Origin of the sequence: Arhodomonas sp. AD133 (assembly GCF_051195215.1) — a bacterium.
Classification (GTDB): Bacteria; Pseudomonadota; Gammaproteobacteria; order Nitrococcales; family Nitrococcaceae; genus Arhodomonas.
Genome location: NZ_JBNAZM010000022.1, coordinates 1 through 21,025 on the forward strand (window position 1 = coordinate 1; position 21,025 = coordinate 21,025).

15 protein-coding genes and 1 tRNA gene are annotated in these 21,025 nt (G+C 66.3%); 12 read left to right on the forward strand and 4 right to left on the reverse strand.

Annotation, left to right across the window (positions count from 1 at the left end; genetic code table 11):
• The first annotated feature begins 204 nt into the window (after positions 1–204).
• The 8 genes from ACPEES_RS13155 (at position 205) to pnp (ending at position 9,068) form a co-directional block, all read left to right on the forward strand.
• Positions 205–281, forward strand: a tRNA-Met gene (locus ACPEES_RS13155).
• A gap of 126 nt (positions 282–407) precedes the next feature.
• On the forward strand, positions 408–869 hold the full coding sequence (gene rimP, locus ACPEES_RS13160) for a ribosome maturation factor RimP (RefSeq protein ID WP_435103957.1): 462 nt from the start codon (positions 408–410) through the stop codon (positions 867–869).
• 13 nt (positions 870–882) lie between these two features.
• Complete coding sequence (gene nusA, locus ACPEES_RS13165) at positions 883–2,391, forward strand: transcription termination factor NusA (RefSeq protein ID WP_435103958.1); 1,509 nt, start codon at positions 883–885, stop codon at positions 2,389–2,391.
• An 85-nt stretch (positions 2,392–2,476) separates the two neighbouring features.
• Positions 2,477–5,209, forward strand: coding sequence for a translation initiation factor IF-2 (infB, locus tag ACPEES_RS13170; protein ID WP_435103959.1), 2,733 nt, complete (start codon positions 2,477–2,479; stop codon positions 5,207–5,209).
• A 26-nt stretch (positions 5,210–5,235) separates the two neighbouring features.
• Positions 5,236–5,616, forward strand: a complete 381-nt coding sequence (gene rbfA / locus ACPEES_RS13175; RefSeq protein ID WP_435103960.1) for a 30S ribosome-binding factor RbfA — start codon at positions 5,236–5,238, stop codon at positions 5,614–5,616.
• Between the two features lie 11 nt (positions 5,617–5,627).
• Positions 5,628–6,542 (forward strand): tRNA pseudouridine(55) synthase TruB, encoded by a 915-nt coding sequence (truB, locus tag ACPEES_RS13180; protein ID WP_435103961.1) that lies wholly within the window; start codon positions 5,628–5,630, stop codon positions 6,540–6,542.
• 113 nt (positions 6,543–6,655) lie between these two features.
• A complete protein-coding gene (gene rpsO / locus ACPEES_RS13185; protein WP_435103962.1) occupies positions 6,656–6,925 on the forward strand; it encodes a 30S ribosomal protein S15 in 270 nt (89 codons plus the stop codon).
• Between the two features lie 34 nt (positions 6,926–6,959).
• Positions 6,960–9,068, forward strand: a complete 2,109-nt coding sequence (gene pnp, locus ACPEES_RS13190; protein WP_435103963.1) for a polyribonucleotide nucleotidyltransferase — start codon at positions 6,960–6,962, stop codon at positions 9,066–9,068.
• A 111-nt stretch (positions 9,069–9,179) separates the two neighbouring features.
• Here the strand turns inward: pnp and ACPEES_RS13195 are convergent, their stop codons facing one another.
• Genes ACPEES_RS13195 through lexA form a run of 3 tightly spaced genes read right to left on the reverse strand, consistent with a single transcriptional unit; the run spans position 9,180 to position 12,126 of the window.
• Positions 9,180–10,616, reverse strand: a complete 1,437-nt coding sequence (locus ACPEES_RS13195) for a Y-family DNA polymerase (RefSeq protein ID WP_435103964.1) — start codon at positions 10,614–10,616, stop codon at positions 9,180–9,182.
• A 36-nt stretch (positions 10,617–10,652) separates the two neighbouring features.
• A complete protein-coding gene (gene imuA, locus ACPEES_RS13200) occupies positions 10,653–11,462 on the reverse strand; it encodes a translesion DNA synthesis-associated protein ImuA (RefSeq protein ID WP_435103965.1) in 810 nt (269 codons plus the stop codon).
• Positions 11,463–11,511: 49 nt separating this feature from the next.
• The gene (lexA, locus tag ACPEES_RS13205) at positions 11,512–12,126 is read right to left on the reverse strand and encodes a transcriptional repressor LexA (RefSeq protein ID WP_435103966.1); all 615 of its coding nucleotides are present in this window, start codon (positions 12,124–12,126) and stop codon (positions 11,512–11,514) included.
• Positions 12,127–12,238: 112 nt separating this feature from the next.
• Between lexA and ACPEES_RS13210 the strand changes: the two genes are divergently transcribed.
• From ACPEES_RS13210 to ACPEES_RS13225, 4 genes are all read left to right on the forward strand, one after another.
• Positions 12,239–15,325: an error-prone DNA polymerase gene (locus tag ACPEES_RS13210; RefSeq protein WP_435103968.1), complete on the forward strand. Its 3,087-nt coding sequence runs from the start codon at positions 12,239–12,241 to the stop codon at positions 15,323–15,325.
• A 498-nt stretch (positions 15,326–15,823) separates the two neighbouring features.
• Positions 15,824–16,996 (forward strand): M24 family metallopeptidase, encoded by a 1,173-nt coding sequence (locus ACPEES_RS13215; protein WP_435103969.1) that lies wholly within the window; start codon positions 15,824–15,826, stop codon positions 16,994–16,996.
• Positions 16,997–17,280: 284 nt separating this feature from the next.
• Positions 17,281–18,603: a guanine deaminase gene (gene guaD / locus ACPEES_RS13220; RefSeq protein ID WP_435103970.1), complete on the forward strand. Its 1,323-nt coding sequence runs from the start codon at positions 17,281–17,283 to the stop codon at positions 18,601–18,603.
• Between the two features lie 66 nt (positions 18,604–18,669).
• A complete protein-coding gene (locus ACPEES_RS13225) occupies positions 18,670–20,052 on the forward strand; it encodes an NCS2 family permease (RefSeq protein WP_435103971.1) in 1,383 nt (460 codons plus the stop codon).
• Positions 20,053–20,111: 59 nt separating this feature from the next.
• On the opposite strand, the gene ACPEES_RS13230 is transcribed toward ACPEES_RS13225, so the two are convergent.
• Complete coding sequence (locus ACPEES_RS13230) at positions 20,112–20,876, reverse strand: GntR family transcriptional regulator (protein ID WP_435103972.1); 765 nt, start codon at positions 20,874–20,876, stop codon at positions 20,112–20,114.
• Between the last annotated feature and the right edge of the window lie 149 nt (positions 20,877–21,025).

Below are 21,025 nucleotides of genomic sequence, written 5' to 3' on the forward strand. Positions count from 1 at the left end.
AGACCGCCTTCAGCTCAGGCTCATCTCACTGTGGAATCACGCCCCCCGCTCAGGCTCATGTGTCGTTGGACAAGGCTCGGGGTTTGCATCCGCGGGCAGATGCGCTATAGTACGCGCCGTCGCACGGAGGGCCGGCGGCGGCAAGCTTCCCCAAAAAGAGGCTTGCAAAAATCGGCCCAACCGCTTAACATAGCGGCCGTCAGATGCGGGGTGGAGCAGTCTGGCAGCTCGTCGGGCTCATAACCCGAAGGTCGCAGGTTCAAATCCTGCCCCCGCTACCAGGCATCTTCGAAAAGGCCGCTTGCGGCCTTTTTTTGTAGGTGGCGCCCGCCGGGCGCCGCCGCAGGGCGGTTTTCGAAGAATGGGCCGGTAGGGCCCATTTTTTGTTTGTGGGGACGTAAAGCGAGATGGCGGCGACCCAAAGACTGATCGAGATGTTGGAGCCGGTGATCACGGCCATGGGCTACGAGCTCGTGGGGCTGGAGTATCACCCCAGCAGTAAACGCGGGTTGCTCCGCATCTACATCGATGCGCCGGACGGCATTGGCGTGGATGACTGCGCGCGCGTGAGCCACCAGGTCAGTGGCGTGCTCGATGTGGAGGATCCGCTTCCGGGAGAATACAACCTGGAAGTGTCGTCGCCGGGCCTCGAACGCCCCATCTTCAAGGCAAGTGATTATGACCGCTTCGCGGGCGAGCAGGTGCGTGTGCGCGTGCACGGCCGTCTCGAGGGGCGGCGCAAGTTCCGCGGTACTCTGCGCGGGTTACGCGGGGACAGCGTGGTAATCGAGGAGGGTGACGAGGAGGTCCTCGTGCCCCTGGACGCCATCGAGCGGGCTAACCTGGAGCTGGAGCCTGACGGGCGGTGAGCTGGAGTCAGTGATGAGCAAAGAAGTCCTGCTGGTGGTCGAGGCCATTTCCAACGAGAAAGGCGTCGATAAGGAAGTGATCTTCGAGGCGATCGAGGCGGCGCTTGCCTCCGCAACTCGCAAGCGCCACGGCGGCGAGATCGATGCCCGGGTCAGCGTCGATCGCGGCAGCGGCGAGTACAGCACGTACCGGCGCTGGCTGGTGGTCGAGGACGAGGACGCCGTCGAAGAGCCCGAGCGCGAGATCACGCTTGTCGAGGCGCGGGGCCGCGATCCCGAGGTCGAGGTCGGCGGCTACGTCGAAGAGCCGATGGAGTCGGTTGAATTCGGACGCATCGCCGCGCAGACGGCGAAGCAGGTCATCGTGCAGAAGGTGCGCGAGGCCGAGCGTGCCAAGGTGGTCGATGCCTATCGTGACCGCCAGGGCGAGCTGATTACCGGTATCGTCAAGCGCGTCGAGCGCGGCAACGTGTTTCTCGATCTTGGCGCCAACGCCGAGGCGTTCGTGCCGCGCGAGGAGATGATTCCGCGCGAGGCGGTCCGCCCGGGCGACCGCCTGCGGGGTTATCTCAAGGAAGTGCGCTCGGAGAACCGTGGGCCGCAGCTTTTCGTCAGCCGCAGCGCGCCGGAGTTTCTGGTGGAGCTGTTCAAGCTGGAGGTGCCCGAGATCGGCCAGGGGCTGCTGGAGCTCCGTGGTGCCGCCCGTGATCCGGGCATGCGAGCGAAGATCGCCGTCAATGCGCTCGATCCGCGCATCGATCCGGTGGGGGCTTGCGTCGGCATGCGTGGTTCGCGCGTGCAGGCGGTTTCCAACGAGCTTGCCGGCGAGCGTATCGACATCATTCTCTGGAACGAGAATCCGGCACAGTTCGTGATCAATGCAATGGCGCCGGCGGAAGTGGAGTCGATCGTCGTCGACGAGGACAGCCACAGCATGGATATCGCCGTTGCCGAGGACCAGCTGTCCCAGGCGATCGGACGCGGCGGGCAGAACGTGCGGCTGGCGAGTCAGCTCACTGGCTGGGAGCTCAACGTCATGACCGCCGACGAGGCCCAGGAGAAAACGGAGCGCGAGACCGCGGAGCTCGTCGGGATGTTCGTTGAAACACTGAACGTTGACGAGGACGTCGCCGCCGTGCTGGTAGGCGAGGGTTTCTCCAGCCTGGAGGAGGTAGCGTACGTGCCCACCGCGGAGCTGCTCGAGGTCGAGGAGTTCGATGACGATATCGTCGAGGCGCTGCGGTCACGTGCCCGCGAGGTGCTCGCCGAGCGTGAGAGCGCGGGCAGCGAGCAGGTGGGCGAGGGGGCAGAGCCCGCGGAAGATCTCCTCGCGATGGACGGTATGGACGACGCGCTGGCTCAGACGCTGGCGCGCCAGGGTATCACCACGATGGAAGACCTGGCCGAGCAGTCGGTGGACGACCTGCTCGAAATCGAGGGCATGGACCAGGAGCGTGCCGCCGCGCTGATCATGAAGGCGCGCGAGCCTTGGTTCGCCGAGCAGGAGGACGGCGAATCGTAATGCGCTCGCCGGCGGCGGTGCTGCCGCCGCCAGTTCCTGTCATAGGCAGCGTCGCTCGGCAACAGGTGGACCGGAGGTAGAGATTATGGCGAACACGACGGTACGGGAATTCGCAGAGGCTGTTGGCATTCCGGTCGACCGCTTGTTGGCGCAGCTTAATGAGGCGGGTCTGGAGGGGCGCGGCGCCGAGTCGACCTTGTCCCATGACGATAAGTCGGCATTGCTCGGTCACCTGCGCCGTCACTCGGATCGCGGTGGCAACGAAGAGGGGCCGGGGCCCAAACAGATCACGCTCAAGCGTAAGAGCCACAGCCAGATCCGCTTGCCGGGTGGCGCCGGCGGTCGGGGCAGCCGCGGCAGTACCGGCGGTCGGACGGTCAATGTCGAAGTGCGCAAGAAGCGCACCTACGTCAAACGCAGTGTCGTCGAGGCGGAGGTCCACGAGCGCGACGCGAAGGTGCTGGAGGACGCGCTGCAGCGCGATCTCGCGGCGCAGGCCCGGGCTGCCGAGGAACAACAGGCGCAGGCGGAGATGACCGAGGCGACCGAGTCGTCCGCCGAGGTGGAATCCCCGGTGTCGGGCGCTGAGACCATCCAGTCCGAGGTGCAGTCCAGCGAGGAGCCCGTGCAGCAGGTAACCGCCAGCGAGGAGGCGCCGGCCGAGCCACAGGCTACCGAGACGCCGGTTGCGGAAGTGGAGCGCGCCGCGGAGGAGCCGTCCGGGCAGGCAGCGGCTGCCGAGTCCACGGAAACCGAGGTTTCAGCGCAAGCGGGCGAAGGCGACGGCGAGAAAGCTGCCGAGGACGAAGCGGAGTCCGAGGCACAGCGCAACAAGGAAATCGAGGAAGAGAAAGAACGCAAGCGCCAGGAGGCGGAGGCGCGGCGTGAGCGCGAGGCCGAGGAGCGCGCGGCGCGCAAGGCCTCCAAGGGTAAGGGCAAAGCGCGCAAGAAGGGGGCCGATGGTCGTGGCGCCGGCGGCCGAAACCGTCGTGGTGGTCGTCGCGTCGGCGGTGCCGCCGCGGAGCAGCTCCATCAGGGCTTCGAGCGCCCCACTCAGCCGGTGGTTCGGGAAGTGAACATTCCGGAGAGTATCACCGTGGGCGATCTCGCCCAGCGCATGAGCGTGAAGGCCGCCGACCTCATCAAGGAGATGATGAAGCAGGGCGTCATGGCCACGATCAATCAGGCCGTCGATCAGGAAACGGCGCTGCTCCTTGTCGAGGAGATGGGTCACAAGCCCAAGATCGTCAAGGAGAACGCGGTCGAGGAAGAGATCATGGCGCAGGCTGGCGAGCCCGAGGGAGAGCAGGTTGCGCGGGCGCCGGTGGTCACCATCATGGGCCACGTCGACCACGGCAAGACCTCGTTGCTGGACTACATCCGGCGTACCAAGGTGGCGGCGGGCGAAGCCGGCGGCATCACCCAGCATATCGGCGCGTATCACGTCGAGACCGGCCAGGGCATGCTGACCTTCCTGGATACCCCCGGCCACGAGGCGTTCACCGCCATGCGTGCCCGCGGCGCGCAGGTCACCGACGTGGTGATTCTGGTGGTGTCGGCCGACGACGGCGTCATGCCCCAGACCGAGGAGGCGGTCAAGCACGCCAAGGCGGCGGGTGTGCCGATCGTCGTGGCCGTGAACAAGATCGACAAGGCGGGGGCCGATCCTGACCGGGTGCGCCAGGAGCTCGCGCAGCACGAGGTCATCCCCGAGGAATGGGGAGGCGACGTCCAGTTCGTCAATGTCTCGGCGAAGACCGGCGACGGCGTCGATGCACTCCTCGAGGCCGTGTTGCTGCAGTCGGAACTGCTCGAGCTGAAGGCGGTTTCCGACTGCGCGGCGACGGGCATCGTCATCGAGTCGAGCCTCGACAAGGGGCGCGGTCCGGTGGCGACCGTACTGGTGCAGAACGGTGTGCTTCATCGCGGGGATGTCATTCTCTCCGGTGCCGAGTTCGGCCGCGTGCGCGCGATGCTCAACGAGGCCGGCGAGGCCGTGGAGGAAGCCGGGCCTTCCACCCCGGTAGTGGTGCTTGGTCTCTCCGGTCTGCCGGAGGCGGGCGATGACGTGCTCGTGATCGAGGACGAGAAGAAGGCGCGCGAAGTCGCCGAAACCCGCCGTGAGAAGAGCCGCGACAAGCGCCTGCAGGCGCAGAAAGCCGCGAAGATGGATGAGCTGTTCTCGCAGATGGGCGGCGGCGAGACGATCACCGTCAATCTGGTCATCAAGGGTGACGTGCAGGGCTCCGTGGAGGCGTTGTCGCAGTCGCTGCAGAACATCGCCAACGACGAGGTGAAGATCAATATCGTCGCCAGTGGCGTGGGTGCGATCAACGAGGGCGATGTCAATCTCGCACTCGCCTCGGAGGCGCTGCTCATCGGGTTCAACGTGCGTGCGGACGGCAAGGCCCGCAAGGCCGCGCAGGAGAACGACGTCGAGCTGCACTACTACAGCGTGATCTACGACGCCATCGATCAGCTTCGCAACGCCATCAGCGGCATGCTGGAGCCGGAGGTGCGCGAGGAGATCATCGGCGAGGCGGAAGTCAAGGAGGTGTTCCGCTCTTCCAAGCTCGGTCAGATCGCGGGTTGCCTGGTGATCGACGGTGTCGTGCGGCGTAGTAACCCCATTCGCGTGCTGCGGGACAACGTGGTGATCTTCGAAGGCGCGCTGGAGTCGCTGCGCCGGCACAAGGATGACGTCAACGAGGTCAAGGCGGGTACTGAATGCGGTATCGGCGTCAAGAACTACAATGACGTCAAGGTCGGCGACCACATCGAGTGCTACGAGCGCGTGGAGGTCAAGCGTGAGCTCTGAGCGCGGTCGACGGGGAGACGGCAGCCATGGCGCGTGATTTCGCCCGGGCCCGACGGGTTGGCGACCAGATACAGCGCGAGCTCGCCGAGCTCATACGCGACGAGGTTCGTGACCCGCGGGTCGGCTCGGTGACCGTCTCCGAGGTGCGCGTGACCCGGGACTTCGCCCACGCGGAGGTTCTGGTGACGGTTCTCGGGGCGAGCGCGGACGGCTCCTCGGATGCCGTCGAGGCGCTCAACCACGCGGCAGGGTTTCTGCGCAGCCAGCTCGCGCGGCGTATCCGGCTGCGGCAGGTTCCTGCGCTTCAGTTCCGCTACGACGAGTCCTTTGACCGCGGCGCCCGCGTATCGCAGCTCATCGACGAGGCCGTCGACGAAGACCGCCGGCGTCATGATGAGGACGACTGAGGCGGTCGCTTATGGGAAGAAGGAAGGGACGCAACGTCCACGGCATTCTGCTGCTCGACAAGCCCGCCGGCATGAGCTCCAACGCGGCCCTGCAGCGCGCCCGTCGGCTGCTGGATGCACGCAAGGCCGGGCATACCGGCAGTCTCGACCCGCTGGCGACGGGGATGCTGCCGTTGTGTTTCGGCGAGGCCACGAAAGTCAGTGGATTCCTGCTCGATGCCGCCAAGCGTTACAGGGTCACCGCCCGCTTTGGTGAGGAGACCGACACCGGCGACGCCGAAGGCGAGGTGACCGAGCGCAGACCTGTGGACGGGTTGGACGAGGGTGCGCTCGCCGACGTGCTGCCGCGTTTTACCGGCGAGATCGAGCAGGTGCCGCCGATGTATTCGGCGCTCAAGCATCAGGGACGCCGCCTCTACGATCTCGCCCGTGAAGGGCAGGAGGTGGAGCGCAAGCCGCGGCGGGTGACGATTCACGAGCTGTGGCTCGAGGCCGTCGCCGGCGTCGAGGCAACTTTCGAGGTGGCGTGCAGCAAGGGTACCTATGTCCGCACGTTGATTGAGGACATCGGCCGCGCACTCGGCCCCGGCGCGCACGTAAGCGCGCTGCGACGCACCGCGCTCGGACCATACCGGGACCCGAACGCCATGGTCTCGCTGCAGGCGCTGGAGGAAGCGGCGGAGAGCGCGGGCGCAGAGGCGCTCGAGGCGTACCTGGCGCCGGTGGAGAGCGCCCTTGCCAGCTGGCCGGATGTGCACCTGTCCGCGGACGTCGCGTTCTATCTGCGCCAGGGCCAGCCGGTGTGGGTGCCGAAGGCGCCCACGGCCGGCTGGGTACGGCTGTTCGGCGAGGGCGAACGTTTTCTCGGCATGGGTAACGTGTTGAGCGACGGTCGTATTGCGCCCAAGCGGCTGCTCGTTCGCTAGCGACGGGCCCGGCCCGAAAATTCCCGTCACCGTGGCGGCTTAGGTTGTTCGGCCACGGGGGCACGGATACAATATTGCCCTTTAGGCTTCATCGAAATGACCAGGAGTAATCGATGTCTCTGACCGCAGAGAGAAAGCAAGAGATCGTCAAGGATTTCGCGCGCACCGATGGTGATACCGGCTCGCCCGAGGTCCAGATTGCGCTGCTGACCGCGCGCATCGAGCACCTGACGCAGCATTTCGCGACCCACAAGCAGGATCACCATTCCCGCCGTGGTCTGCTCAAGCTGGTCAACCAGCGTCGCAAGCTGCTGGACTACCTCAAGCGCAAGAGCCGCGAGCGGTACCAGACGGTCATCGAACGCCTCGGCCTGCGCAAGTAGTCCGAACATCCACACGCTGAGGGTGAATAGGTCTGTGATTCCCACACCGGTCCAGAAAACGTTTCAATACGGTGCGCACACGGTCACGCTCGAGACCGGCCGCATTGCGCGCCAGGCGAACGGGGCCGTGCTGGTCAACATGTCCGATACGGTGGTACTGGTCACCGTGGTGGGCAAAAAGGACCAGGACGCGACCCGTGACTTCCTGCCGCTGACCGTGAACTACCAGGAGCGCACGTACGCGGCGGGCAAGATTCCGGGCGGCTTCTTCAAGCGTGAGGGGCGACCCTCCGAGAAGGAGACGCTGGTTTCCCGTCTGATCGACCGGCCGATTCGCCCCCTGTTCCCCGAGGGCTTCAAGAACGAAGTCCAGGTGATCGCCACGGTTATTTCGATGAACCCCGAAGTGGACGCCGACGTCCCTGCGATGATCGGCACCTCTGCGGCTCTGGCGCTCTCCGGGATCCCGTTCGAGGGCCCCATCGGGGCGGCCCGTGTGGGTTACCGCAACGGTGAATTTCTGCTCAATCCCACCTTCAGTGAACTCAGCGAGTCGGACCTGGAGCTGGTGGTTGCCGGCACCGAAGAGGCGGTGCTGATGGTGGAATCCGAAGCGAACCAGTTGCCCGAGCAGACCATGCTCGATGCCGTGCTCTTCGGCCATGAGCAGATGCGGACAGTGATCCGCTCGGTCAGGGAGCTGGCCGAGGAGGCGGGCAAGCCGCGCTGGGACTGGCAGACGCCGGAGTCGGACGAGGCTCTGTTCTCCCGGCTTCAGGAGATCGCCGGGCAGCGGCTTGCCGAAGCCTACAACATCGCCGACAAGCAGGAGCGCCAGGAGGCGATCGGCGAGGTCAAGGACTCGGTCATGGGTGCGCTGGTGGCCACCGAGGAAGGTGCCGAGGGCTGGAGCGAGAGCGAGGTCGGCGGTGCGTTCAAGGCGCTGGAGAAGGACATCGTCCGTGGCCGGATCATCCGTGGCGAGTCGCGCATCGACGGCCGCGACAACCGCACGGTGCGGCCGTTGACCATCGAGGTGGGCACGCTGCCGCGTACCCACGGCTCGGCGCTGTTCACCCGGGGTGAGACCCAGGCGATGGTGATCACCACGCTCGGCACCGGCCGTGACGCGCAGGTGATCGACGCCATCGAGGGGGAGCGCAAGGAGCCGTTCATGCTCCACTACAACTTCCCCCCGTACTGTGTGGGTGAGGCCGGCTTCATGGGCGGGCCGAAGCGCCGCGAGATCGGTCACGGCAAGCTCGCCAAGCGCGGTATCCAGGCGGTGATGCCGAGCGCCGAGGAGTGCCCGTACGTGGTGCGCGTGGTCTCGGAGATCACCGAGTCCAACGGCTCCAGCTCGATGGCCTCGGTCTGCGGCACCAGCCTGTCGCTCATGGACGCGGGCGTGCCGATCAAGGCGCCGGTGGCCGGCATCGCCATGGGCCTGATCAAGGAAGGCGACGACTTCGCCGTGCTCACCGACATTCTCGGCGACGAGGATCACCTCGGTGACATGGACTTCAAGGTCGCCGGCAGCGAGGAAGGGGTCACCGCGCTGCAGATGGACATCAAGATCAACGGTATTACCCGTGAGATCATGGAGCGCGCGCTGGAGCAGGCGCGTGAGGGCCGGCTGCATATCCTCGGCAAGATGAACGAGGTCATCGACACGCCGCGCCAGGAAATGTCCGACTATGCGCCGCGGCTGCTCACCCTTCGCATCGACCCCGAGAAGATCCGTGATGTCATCGGCAAGGGCGGCGCTACTATCCGCCAGCTCACCGAAGAGACCGGCACGACCATCGACATTGCTGACGATGGCACCGTCACCATCGCCTCGACCGAGGCGGCGGCGGCCAACGAGGCGCGTCGGCGCATCGAGCTGCTTACTGCCGACGTCGAGGTCGGGCGTATCTACGAGGGCCGGGTGATCAAGCTGATGGACTTTGGTGCCTTCGTGAATATTCTGCCCGGCCGCGATGGTCTCGTGCACATTTCGCAGATCTCCAACCGTCGCGTGGAGAGCGTCAACGATGAGCTCTCCGAGGGGCAGACGGTGCGCGTGAAGGTGCTCGAGGTGGATCGCCAGGGCCGTATTCGCCTGAGCATCAAGGCGGTGGAGGAAGACGCCGACGCCTGACTGTCGGTTTCTCCCGCACATTGGATGATGAAAGGGCCGCCTCTTGCGGCCCTTTTGTTTTCTCGGGGGAGGGGGACGTGCAGCTTCCGCGCACCGGGCATTCCCGTCCATTCAAGCGAAAAGCCCGTGTAGAAACCATGCCTGCGGCGCGCGGCGCTCGCGGTAGATCCACAACCGTTCGCCGTGATCGTTACAGGCGATATAGTAATCACGGGCGACGTCGTCGCCGTCCCACCATCCCGTCTCGATGCGTTCCGGTCCCCGCTCCATGGTCAGTGGTCCGTGCCAGAGTGGCTGTTCCCCGGCAGTTGCCAGGCGCCGGGGTGGCTTGAGGAGCCATAGAGGGCGTTCCGGTGCGCTTTCGGCCGGCGTGGCGCTGCTTTCCCCCGGTGCCGCATAGTCCCAGGCGTACTCGGGTCGGTGCTCGGCGCGAGGGTGCAGCCCATGGATGGTCTGTTCGCCCAAGCGGGCGGATAGGCGCTCGACAAGGGGTTGCCAGGCCGTTCCGGTGGATGCTGCAGGTGTGGGCAGAAGGGTTCCGTTCTCGGGGATGAGCGACCGGATATCCCGGGCGGTCAATGCAATGCTGTGTGCTGCGGCGTCGAGCGAGGTGCACTCGAGCTGGTTACGAACGAGGGTGAGCAAATGGTCGGGTTTCCGGGAAGGGGAGAGCAGTCCGACAGTGAGGGCGGTGGCGCCTCGCGGGTGGTGGTCGAAGCGCAGCTGTAGCCGTTGCACGCCCGATTCGAGCCCTCGCAGGTAGCCGCAGAGCTCCAGCAGCAGACGCTCGATGGCCGCGAGCAGAGGATCGATCTCGCGGGTTTCCAGTGCCAGGGCGATTTCGGCGTTATAGCGCGGTGGTGGCTGCCAGCAGCGTCGCGGGTCGGGCAAGCGGCCTCGTGCCCGGTCCAGATGGCGAATCAGGTGATGCCCGAAGCGGCGTGCCAGACCTTCGCGGGGGAGTGCCAGGCAGTCGCCTACGGTACGGCAGCCCAGGTCACTGAGCGCCTCGAGCTGGTGTGCAGGGATGGGGAGGACCGTCACCGGCAGGCCGGCGAGGGCATCGTCTATATCGCAGGGGGAAGTGACGGTCGTCGCCCGGCCGCCGTGGGCGAGCAGCCATGCGGCCATGGGGGTCGGCGCGACCGCGGGGATGCTCGTGTAGCCAAGGCCGGCGACTTGCACCTGGATGTCCCGGTACAGCGCGGTCAGGCCACCGAAGTAGCGCAGGCTGCCGCCGATTTCCAGGAGCAGGCCGTGCGGCGGTTGCAGGCAGACCTGGTGGGTGAACTGCAGTGCCCAGCCAGCGAGCTGGCGCAGGGCCCGGCCTTCGGCGGCGGAATCGCGCTCACGGCAGTGCAGTGAGGGTACGAGCGCCCGCGCCGCGGTGAGTCGCATGCCGCTTTGAATGCCGCTGCGTATCGCCGCGCGGTTGGCAGTGTGCACCCGGCCATCCTCGATGACGACACGGGGCAGCGAGTCCGCTCCGTTATGCTGGAAGACTTCCAGCGCCAGGGCGGGAAAGTCCAGGCATAGCCACAGTGCCACCGTACACCTCCGGCGATGAGTGTGGTCCCGGCCGTCTCAGGTGTGTGATGGGCCGGTCAGGGGGAGATCCATCTGGGCGACGCGCGACCGGCCATGGGCGCGTGGCAGGGGGTGGCAGGGGCGTTGACGCAGCGGCTCCGGTCGGGGTGTCTCGGTAGTGGGGGCTTGCCGTTGAGACACGGGCGTTACCGGGCTGGTGGACGGCGTAGCCTTCGTGCCGGCTGCCGAGAGATCGAGGAGGAGGGTCTGGCGGCGACCGCCGCCGCGGGCTTTGATCAGGTCCACGCGCAGGTGCGCGTCCTCGCGGGAGAGCTGCATGCGCAAGGCTGCCGGTGAGGCGGTTCGGCGGAGGGTCTCGCGCCGGAATAGCCATCCCGGTGTGTCGCCGGTCTCGGCGGCGAGCTGCAGGCGGCGGAGGCCGGTGCCATTCACCCGCCGGGGCCACGCAAGCACCGCGCCGCAGGTGCCGGCCCGCAGGGCCTGTTCCATGGCCCACAGGGTGTCGTTGTGATCGCCGCGGGGGTGCACCAGCAGCACCCTGCTTAGATCGATACCGGCGGCGGCGAGTGCCGGTGCGTAGGGGATGTGGGGGGGCGCGATGAAGGCGAGCCATCGCCCCTCGTGACTCAGGCGGGCCAGCGCGGGGAGCACGAGTCGCAGCTCACCGATGCCACTGTGGTCGTGGAGAATCTCGGTGAGGGCGCCGCGTGGCCAGCCACCACCGGGCAGGCCGGCGTCCAGCCCCGCGTACCCGGTGGTGATGTGTGCCGAAGTGGGCTCGTGCTGGCGTTCGCCCGCTCGCCAGATTCCGGGTTGCCGGAGCAGTTCGTTGAGCGCGTTGTCCATGGCTCGCTCTCCTCGACAGGGTCGATGAGTGTCTGCGCGGGCCCCCGAATCAAAGACCGGAGCGGATCACGCCCACCCCGATGCCTTCGATGTCGAGGGATTCGCGCCGCAGATCCACCTCGATGGGTGGGAAGGCGTCGTTTTCGGGTAGCAGACGAACCAACGGGCCACGGCGCTCGAAACGCTTGACCGTGACCTCATCGTGCAGTCTCGCCACCACGATCTGGCCGTCCCTTGCCTCGACGGTGCGGTGCACCGCCAGGAGATCGCCGTCCAGGATCCCCGCGTTCTGCATGCTCGTGCCCCGCACCGCGAGCAGATAGTCGGGCCGGGGGGAGAAAAGCTCCGCCGTGAGTGCACACCGCCGCTCGATGTGCGCCTCGGCGAGGATGGGGCTGCCGGCGGCGACCCGCCCCACCACGGGCAGGCCTTGCTCTTCTTCGACGATGCCTTCATCGAGCAGACGAATGCCCCGGGAGGCGCCCCGGCGAATCTCGATCGCGCCCTTGCGCTCGAGCGCCCGCAAGTGCTGCTCGGCGGCGTTGGGCGAGCGAAAACCGAGCTGGCGTGCGATCTCGCTGCGGGTCGGCGGGTAGCCGGTCTCCGCGACGTATCGCCGGATCAGCTCGAGGATGTCGCGTTGCCGGGGAGTGAGTTCGTTCATGGCGCCTCCGTGTACTGTAAATATATACAGTATTCCGTCTGTGGGGCAAACATCTTGAGTCGTTGCGTGATTCCGGGAAATACTGTGTATATATACAGCATACAGGAATCCCATGACCGCGACCGTCGCACCGCCCTATGCCGAGCTGCACTGCCTGACCAACTTCAGCTTCCTGCGTGGAGCGTCGCATCCGGAGGAGCTGGTCAGGTGTGCCGCTGCGCTTGGCTACAGCGCTCTGGCGGTCACCGACGAGTGCTCGGTGGCCGGTGTGGTGCGCGCTCACATGGCGGCCCGCGAGTCGGGGCTGGCGCTGATCATCGGCAGTGAGTTCCAACTCGTCGACGGGCTTACCCTGGTGCTGTTGGCGCCGGATCGTCAGGCCTATGGTCAGCTTTGTGCCCTGATCAGCCTGGCCCGCTCCCTCGCGCCCAAGGGCAGCTACCGGTTGACCCGGGATGAGCTGATCGACGCCGTGCCCGGCTGTCTCGCCATCCTGCCGGTCACGCCGGCTATGAACGAAGCGGACGCCGCCTGGTTCAAGCGCCATTTCGGGGATCGGGGGTGGCTGGGAGTGGGGTGTCATCGCGACGGTCGTGACGAGGCGCGTTTCGCCGCCAGCGAGGCATTCGCGCGGACAACCGGATTACCCCGACTTGCCTGCGGCGGTGTGCTCATGCACCGCCGTGGACGCCGCGCGCTGCAGGACACGCTCACGGCGATCCGCCTGGGCTTGCCGCTGCCGGAAATCGGTGCGGCGGTATCCAGCAACGGCGAACGCCACCTGCGCCCACGGTGGGAGCTCGCCCGGCTGTATCCCCGACGCCTGCTCCAGGAGACGGTGCGCCTCGCCGGGTTGTGTCACTTCTCCCTGGGGGAGCTGCGCTATGAGTATCCCGACGAGCTGGTGGCCCCCGGCCATACCCCGGCGAGCTATCTGCGCGAGCTGGTGGAGCAGGGAATAGCCCGCCACTGGGGCGGGGAGCCGTCGGTGGAGGTGCGCCGCCAGGTGGAGCACGAGCTCGCGGTCATCGCGGAGCTCGGCTACGAGCCCTACTTTCTCACCGTTTACGACATCGTCGCTTTCGCCCGCAGCCGGGGCATCCTCTGCCAGGGGCGGGGCTCGGCGGCCAACTCCGTGGTCTGCTACTGCCTCGGTGTCACCGCCGTGGACCCGACACGCCAGCAGCTGCTCTTCGAGCGTTTCATCTCCCGCGAGCGCGGTGAACCGCCGGATATCGACGTGGACTTCGAGCACGAGCGGCGCGAAGAGGTCATCCAGTACGTCTACCGCAAGTACGGCCGTGAGCGCGCGGCCCTGGCCGCCACGGTGATCACCTACCGGCCGCGCAGCGCCCTGCGCGATGTGGGCAAGGCCCTGGGGCTCGCCGGTGACCAGGTGGAGCGTCTCGCCGGGAGCATGCAGTGGTGGGACGGTGGCGAGATCGCCGACGAGCGCTTGCGCGAGGCCGGCTTCGATCCGGATAACCCGCTGTTGCGGCGGGTGCTCGTCATCGCCCGCGAGCTGCTCGGCTTTCCACGTCATCTCTCCCAGCACGTGGGTGGTTTCGTCATCTCCCGCGGGCCGCTGGCGGAGCTGGTGCCCATGGAAAATGCCGCCATGGCCGGGCGGACGATCATCCAGTGGGACAAGGACGATCTCGAATCCCTGGGCCTTCTGAAGGTGGACTGTCTGTCGCTGGGGATGCTCACCGCCATTCGCCGCTGTTTCGAGCTCATCGAACGCCATCACGGGCGCCGCCTGAGCCTGCGGGATGTGCCGGCGGGCGACAGGAAGGTCTACGCGATGCTAGCGCGGGCGGATACGGTGGGGGTGTTCCAGGTGGAGTCCCGGGCGCAGATGGCGATGCTCCCGCGCCTGCGCCCGAAGACCTTCTACGATCTGGTGGTGGAGATCTCCATCGTGCGCCCGGGCCCCATTCAGGGGGACATGGTGCACCCCTATCTGCGCCGCCGTGAGGGGCTGGAGCGGGTGGAGTATCCCGGTGACGAGGTGCGCCAGGTGCTCGAGCGCACCTATGGCGTGCCGATCTTCCAGGAGCAGGTCATGCAGCTCGCGGTGGTGGCCGCCGGCTTCACCCCCGACGAGGCGGACGGCCTGCGGCGTTCCATGGCCGCCTGGCGGCGGCGCGGCGGGATGGAGCATTACCGCGAGCGGCTGGTCAGCGGCATGCGCGAGCGTGGCTATGACGAGGCTTTCGCCGAGCGGTTGTTCCAGCAGATCCGCGGGTTCGGCGAATACGGCTTCCCCGAAAGCCATGCGGCGAGCTTCGCGTTGTTGGTTTATGTCTCCGCCTGGCTCAAGTACTACTATCCGGCGGCCTTCACCGCGGCGCTGCTCAACAGCCAGCCCATGGGCTTCTATGCGCCGGCACAGCTGCTGCGGGATGCTCGCGGCCACGGCGTGGCGGTCGCCGGGGTGGACGTGACCGCCAGCGACCGGGACTGCACCCTGGAGCGCGGGGAACAGTATGACTGTGTGTTGCGGCTCGGGCTGCGTCTGGTGAAGGGGCTGTCCCGTGAGGCAGCAGTGCGCCTCGTCGCCGCCCGGGCGCATGGCGCGTATGCCGATGTCCAGGATCTCGCCCGGCGTGCGGCACTCGAACGCCGGGACCTAAAGGCCCTGGCCAGTGCCGGTGCGCTCACCGCGCTCGCCGGGCACCGTCGTGAGGCCCAGTGGGCCGTGCTCGGCGTGGAGCAGTCCCTGCCGGTGCTCGACGGCGCCGGTTTCGACGAGGCGGTGGCCGGGCTGCCCGAGCCGGGCGAGGGCGAGGATTTGGTGGACGATTATCGCAGCCTCGGCCTCAGCCTGGGGCGCCACCCGCTCGCCCTGCTGCGCACCCGGCTCGACCGGCGGCGATTCCGCACCGCCGAGGCCTTGCGCGCAGTGGGTCACAAGCGGCTGGTGCGCACCGCCGGCCTGGTGATCACCCGCCAACGGCCCGGCTCGGCGAACGGGGTGACTTTCCTCACCCTGGAGGACGAGACCGGCGTGGTGAACGTCGTGGTCTGGAAGGGCGTGGCCGAACGATTCCGGCAGGCGGTGGTGGGCGCACGCCTGCTCGGCGTGGTGGGCAATCTGGAGCGCAACGGCGAGGTGGCGCATGTAATCGCCGGGCGTCTGGAGGACCACAGCCACCTGCTCGGTGACCTCGTCACCCGTAGTCGTGACTTCCACTGAAGCTGCGAGTCTCGAAACTCAAGATTCAAGATTCAAGATTCAAGATTCAAGATTCAAGATTCAAGATTCAAGCGGGAAGCCGGGAAGCCGGGAAGCCGGGAAGCCGGGAAGCCGGGAAGCCGGGAAGCCGGACTGCGCTGCGCTCCGTCCACCCTACGCTTGAAGTCGTGAGTCCCAGGCTTCGAGTTTCAAGCCAAAAGTGCCGGGGCGCGGACCACGGTAGCGCCGTAGGGTGGATGCAGCGAAACGGAATCTACCATCATCAGCCGGCGTGTCGTGCGTTTCGGGTCGCTGGCACGCATCCTCCTCTTGCACCGGCCCTGAACGGGTTACCCCTTCGTGACCTTTGGCGCCCTTGCGTCATTGTGTTTCATCCCACGCTCTCCCTGGCAGTGGAAACACGCCACTTGATACGTGCCGCTTGAAACTTTCCGCTTCCAGCTTAAGCCTCTCCAAAGGGTCGCTCGTTCATGTTCGTGCCTGGAGGAGGCTCGCCTGATGGACTACACACGTTATCGCCACGTCCTCGCCGAGCGGGTCGGACACCTGCCCGCCGGTTTCGATGCCGCCGAGTACCAGCGCCGGCTGGCCGCCACGCGGGAGGCCATGACCCGGGACGGGCTGGACGCGCTGCTCGTCACCGATGCCGCGGAGGTGTGCTATCTCACCGGCTACACCACCTTCGAGGTGTCGGTGTCGATCTGCCTGGTGGTCACTCATGACCGGACCGTGCTCCAGGTGCCGTCCATAGAGACCGGACCGGCGGTCACCATGGCCCATGTGGACGAGGTGACCGGATACCGCTGGGAGCGTCCCAGGGATGCACCGGAACAGATCGCCGATGCCTTGCGGGATGCCCGGCGGGTGGGCGTGAACCTCTGGGGCGCGGGGCTGCGACCGGGCCTGCTGGAGGCCGTGCAAGCGCTACATGCGGCGGAGTGGGTGGACTGCGGCGACGTGCTTGCCGCTATCCGGCGGGTGAAGTCGCCGGCGGAGTTGGCGGTGCTCGAGGAGTGCGCGCGTGTGACCGAGCGGGGGCTGGAGGCGGCTGCCGCGGTGGTGACGCCCGGGACGAGCGACTCCCAGGTCGCCGCGGCCGGTGCCGAGGCCATGCTCGCCGGCGGCAGCGAGTTCATGAGCATGCAGCCTATCGTCGCGGCCGGCGTGCGTTCCAGCATCATTCACAGCAACCACAACGGGCATGTCATCGCCACCGGAGAGCCCGTGTTCATGGAGTTCGGCGCCGTTCGCCACCGCTACACCGCGCCGCAAATGCGTACCGTCGTTGCCGGTCCTGTCACTGCGTCCATGCGTCGCATCTACGAGACCTGTTCGGCGCTCGTGGACAGTCTGAGCGGGGCGATGCGCCCGGGACGCAGTTTCGATGACGCCGCTCGCGATGCCGAGACGATTCTCACCCCCCTCACCGACGAGGTGTTCTTCTCCGGCGTGTTTGGCTACACGGTCGGTGTCCAGTTTCCGCCTTCGTGGGTGGAGGGAACGGGCTTCATCGCGCGTGGCGTGGAGACCCTGTTCGAGCCCGGCATGGTCTTCCATTTGCCCATCTGCTTGCGTCGGCCCGGGGAGTGGGGCATCGGCATGAGCGAGACGGTGGTGGTCGAACGTGACGGTGCCCGATCCATGACCCGCAACGACTGGCGTCTCCCTTAAGCGTCATCTGCATAAGGACATTCAATATGTGGATACCGGTAATCGACGACTCTTATTGTCGTCAATTGCCGGTATTTTTTGTATACAACTACTTAACTCATTGTTTATCCTGATTTGTGTTGAGAGCTTTGCATATCGTGGAATGTGCGCTCATCTGACGAAACCAGACTTTCGCTTGTTATGTTGTCGACGATTTGGTATCCCTTTTTGGCAACTATTTGGTTAAGTAAGTGTGCACAATTTGTGGGCGCAACCATCGGTCCACACTGCGGAGGAGAGGTTTCATGAGTGATGCCCAGGGCCTGCACGCCGTGCGTGGGCGCATCGTTCATTGTCTGCATGACCCCGGCGAGGGCGATGATCGCAACGCGCTGGAGGTGTTCGATGACGGCGTGCTCCTGATCGAGGGCGGCCGCGTGGCCCGCGTCGGCCCCGCCGAGGATGTGCTCGCCACGGTCGGCGCCGAAGTGTCCGTGACCGATTGCCGGGGGCAGCTCGTTGTCCCGGGCTTCGTGGACGTCCATATCCACTATCCGCAGACGGATATGATCGCCAGCTACGGCGAACAGCTTCTCGCCTGGCTGGAACGCTACACGTTTCCTACCGAGGGCCGGTTCGGCGACGCTGCCGTGGCCGCTGACACCGCCGGGTTCTTCCTCGACGAGCTGTTGCGCAACGGCACTACCTCCGCGCTGGTGCTCGGCACCGTTCACCCCGAATCCGTGGAGGCGCTGTTCCAGGCGGCACGCGGGCTGGGCATGCGGCTGGCGGCGGGCAAGGTCCTAATGGACCGCAACGCGCCGGAGTACCTGCGTGATACCGCCGAGAGTGGCTATCGCGACTCGCGAGAGCTCATCGAGCGCTGGCACGGCGTGGACCGGCTGAGCTACGCGATCACCCCGCGCTTCGCCCCCACCTCCAGCGAGGCGCAGCTCGAGCGTGTCGGCGAGCTGGCCACCGCCTACCCGGACACCTACGTGCATACGCACGTCGCCGAAAACCGCGCCGAGGTCGCGTGGGTGAGCGAGCTCTTTCCCTGGAGCCGCAGCTATCTGGACGTCTACGACTGCTACGGGCTGGTGCGCGAGCGGGCGCTGTACGCGCACTGCATCTACCTCGACGAGCGGGACCGTCGGCGTATGGCCGAAACCGGCGCCGTTGCCGGGTTCTGTCCTACCTCGAACCTGTTTCTCGGCAGCGGTCTGTTCGACTACGCCACCGCGCGCAGCGACGGCGTGAAGGTCGGACTGGCCACGGATGTGGGCGCGGGCACCAGCTTCAGCATGATTCGCACGGTGGCCGAGGCCTACAAGGTCGCCCAGCTCCAGGGAACCGCGCTGTCGCCGGCACGGCTTCTGTATCTCGCCACGTTGGCCGGCGCCGAGGCCCTGGCCGTGGCTGATCGCATTGGCAGTTTCCGTGAGGGCAACGAGGCCGACTTCGTCGTGCTCGACCCGACAGCGACACCACTGATGGCACGGCGCCACGCCCATACCGAAAGCGTCGAAGAACAACTGTTCGCACTGTTCACCCTGGGCGACGACCGCTGTGTGAAGTCCACCTGGCTGCAGGGGGCCTGCCGCTACAGCCAGTCCGACCGGGCCTGAATTGCCCTTGATTGCCTGAAAGCACTAGCGAGTGAGAAGCCTCTTTGTGAGGAGGAGAGGGAGAGTATGAGTCGAAACGCGAGTTCGGTCGCCGATGCCGTCGCCGACGCCGGCCTTGAGGCAGGGGAGGTCCGCGGCGGGGTGCTGGAGCGACTTTTCGGGATCAGCCGACACGGCTCGAGCGTACGTACCGAGATCCTGGCGGGGTTGGCCACGTTTCTCGCCGGGATGTACATCATCGTGGTCAATCCGTCGGTGCTCAACCAGGCGGGAATCCCGTTCTCTCAAGCCCTGACGGCCACCGTGCTGATCAGCTTCCTGGGCAGCCTCGCCATGGGGCTGTACGCCCGTAACCCGTTCCTCGTCGCGCCCGGTCTCGGCATGAGCGCGCTGTTCACCTATACGCTGGTGGAAGGTGCCGGCATTCCCTGGGAGGTGGCACTGGGCTGCGTGTTCTGGTCCGGCGTTCTGTTCGCGGTGCTCGCGCTGTTCAACGTGCGCAAGCATGTCGTCGACGCGATCCCGGAATCCATGCGCTTTGCCATCACCAGCGGCATTGGGCTGTTCATCACGCTGATCGGTTTCAAGAACGCCGGTTTCGTGGTCTCCAATCCGGCTACCGTGGTCAGCATGGCCTCGCTGGACGCCACCGTCATTACTTTCCTGGTGGGGCTGGCGATTACCGGAGTACTCGTGGCCCGCCGCGCCAGCGGCGCCCTGGTGCTCGGCATCGTGCTCACGACGCTCGCGGCCACGCCCATCGGCCGCCTGTGGGGTAGTGACGAGGCTGTGGTCAACTGGCAGGGGCTGGTGGCCGCGCCGGATTTCGGCGGCATCATGAGGCTCGAAATTCTCGAGGCGCTGAACTATGTCTACTGGCCGTTCATCTTCGTGTTCCTGTTCACGAACTTTTTCGATGCCATGTCCACCTTCATGGGCGTGTGTGAGGCGGCCAACCTGAAGGACGAAAATGGCAACCCCCACAACATCCGCCAGTCCATGTTCGTCGATGCGCTCGCCTCGGCGCTCGCCGCACCGTTGGGCACGGGCGCCGGTCAGACGTTCATCGAGTCCGGTGCCGGTGTCGCCCAGGGCGGGCGCACCGGGCTGGTGGCCGTGGTCGTGGCGCTGCTGTTCCTGCCGTTCCTGTTCCTCTCGCCGCTGCTCTCGCTGGTGCCGGCCATCGCCACCGCGCCGGTGCTGATCATGGTGGGGACGTTCATGATGGAGCCGATCCGCCGCATCGACTGGTCGGATTACGAGATCGCCGTGCCGGCATTCATCACCGTGGTGCTGATGCCCTTTACTTACTCGATAACCCTGGGCATCGCCTTCGGCTTCCTCGCGTTCATCGCCATCAAGCTCTGCCTGGGCAAGCTGGGCGACATCAAGCCGGCCATGTGGATCGCCGGCGCGCTGTCCATCCTGCTGCTGGTGACCACCGGCTGAGCGAGGGGTTCGATTCCGCAGTGAGAAACGGCGTACGCCTGGGGGTGTGCGCCGTTTTTTTATCCCCCGAGGATGCTCGCCAGGTCCACCTGTTGGGCGCGTTCGGCGAGGGTGAGGCGCTCCTCGAGGTGGTCCAGGTGCTCGCAGGCGATGCGGGCGGCGCGCTCGCCGTCGCCGGCGAGCACGGCGTCGGCGATGCCGCGGTGATCCTCGGCGCGGTAGCAGGCGCTCATGCCCGGCACCTTGTACAGGGCCACCGTGATGGAAGTGCGCAGGATGAGCTCCTGGAGGATGCGGCCCAGCACCTGGTTGGGGCACAAGTCGGCGAGGCGCTCGTGGAAGCGCAGCGACAGGTGTATGCGGTCCTCGTGGGCGCCCTGCTCGTGAGCGGCATGCTCGGCGTCCACCAGCTCCGCGATTTCCCGGCGGGCTGCCTCGTCGAGGCTGCCGGCGACCTGGCGCATCACCTCCCCCTCCACGTGCCGGCGCGCCTCGAAGATCTGCGCGGTTTCCTCCGGTCCGGGCTTGGCGACGACCGCGATCTGGTTGCGTCGCATGAGGATGATGTGATCGCCGGCGAGGCGCACCAGCGCACGGCGCACCACCGAGCGGCTTACGCCGAAGATCTCGCTCAGGGTGAGTTCGGGCAGGCGCGAGCCCGGCGGCAGCTTCTGCGTGAGCACCGCGTGCCGGATGGAGTCGTAGATGCGGTCCTCGGCGCGCCCCTTGCGGGGAACTCCCTGCCCTTGGACGGCGGCTAGCGCTATGTCTTTCACGGTAAGGCTGAGCTGTTCGGTCGTGGTGAGTGAATGGCTGCTGATCACAATGTACCCGTCGCGCGGGCACGCGTCACGCCCGGCTTGTTGACCGCACTTTAAGCCGTTATATTGTCGACAATAAAAATATAATAATGTCGTCAATAAGGTGAGTGGTGCGCGTTCCCGCGTGATGACGGCCACCGCGACCAATGCCG

What these genes read in the sequence shown, in the direction of transcription:
- rimP (WP_435103957.1), top strand. Translation starts at nt 408, where the DNA reads ATGGCGGCGACCCAAAGACTGATCGAGATGTTGGAGCCGGTGATCACG.
- nusA (WP_435103958.1), top strand. Translation starts at nt 883, where the DNA reads ATGAGCAAAGAAGTCCTGCTGGTGGTCGAGGCCATTTCCAACGAGAAA.
- infB (WP_435103959.1), top strand. Translation starts at nt 2,477, where the DNA reads ATGGCGAACACGACGGTACGGGAATTCGCAGAGGCTGTTGGCATTCCG.
- rbfA (WP_435103960.1), top strand. Translation starts at nt 5,236, where the DNA reads ATGGCGCGTGATTTCGCCCGGGCCCGACGGGTTGGCGACCAGATACAG.
- truB (WP_435103961.1), top strand. Translation starts at nt 5,628, where the DNA reads ATGGGAAGAAGGAAGGGACGCAACGTCCACGGCATTCTGCTGCTCGAC.
- rpsO (WP_435103962.1), top strand. Translation starts at nt 6,656, where the DNA reads ATGTCTCTGACCGCAGAGAGAAAGCAAGAGATCGTCAAGGATTTCGCG.
- imuA (WP_435103965.1), bottom strand. Translation starts at nt 11,462, where the DNA reads ATGGACAACGCGCTCAACGAACTGCTCCGGCAACCCGGAATCTGGCGA.
- lexA (WP_435103966.1), bottom strand. Translation starts at nt 12,126, where the DNA reads ATGAACGAACTCACTCCCCGGCAACGCGACATCCTCGAGCTGATCCGG.
- ACPEES_RS13210 (WP_435103968.1), top strand. Translation starts at nt 12,239, where the DNA reads ATGACCGCGACCGTCGCACCGCCCTATGCCGAGCTGCACTGCCTGACC.
- ACPEES_RS13215 (WP_435103969.1), top strand. Translation starts at nt 15,824, where the DNA reads ATGGACTACACACGTTATCGCCACGTCCTCGCCGAGCGGGTCGGACAC.
- guaD (WP_435103970.1), top strand. Translation starts at nt 17,281, where the DNA reads ATGAGTGATGCCCAGGGCCTGCACGCCGTGCGTGGGCGCATCGTTCAT.
- ACPEES_RS13225 (WP_435103971.1), top strand. Translation starts at nt 18,670, where the DNA reads ATGAGTCGAAACGCGAGTTCGGTCGCCGATGCCGTCGCCGACGCCGGC.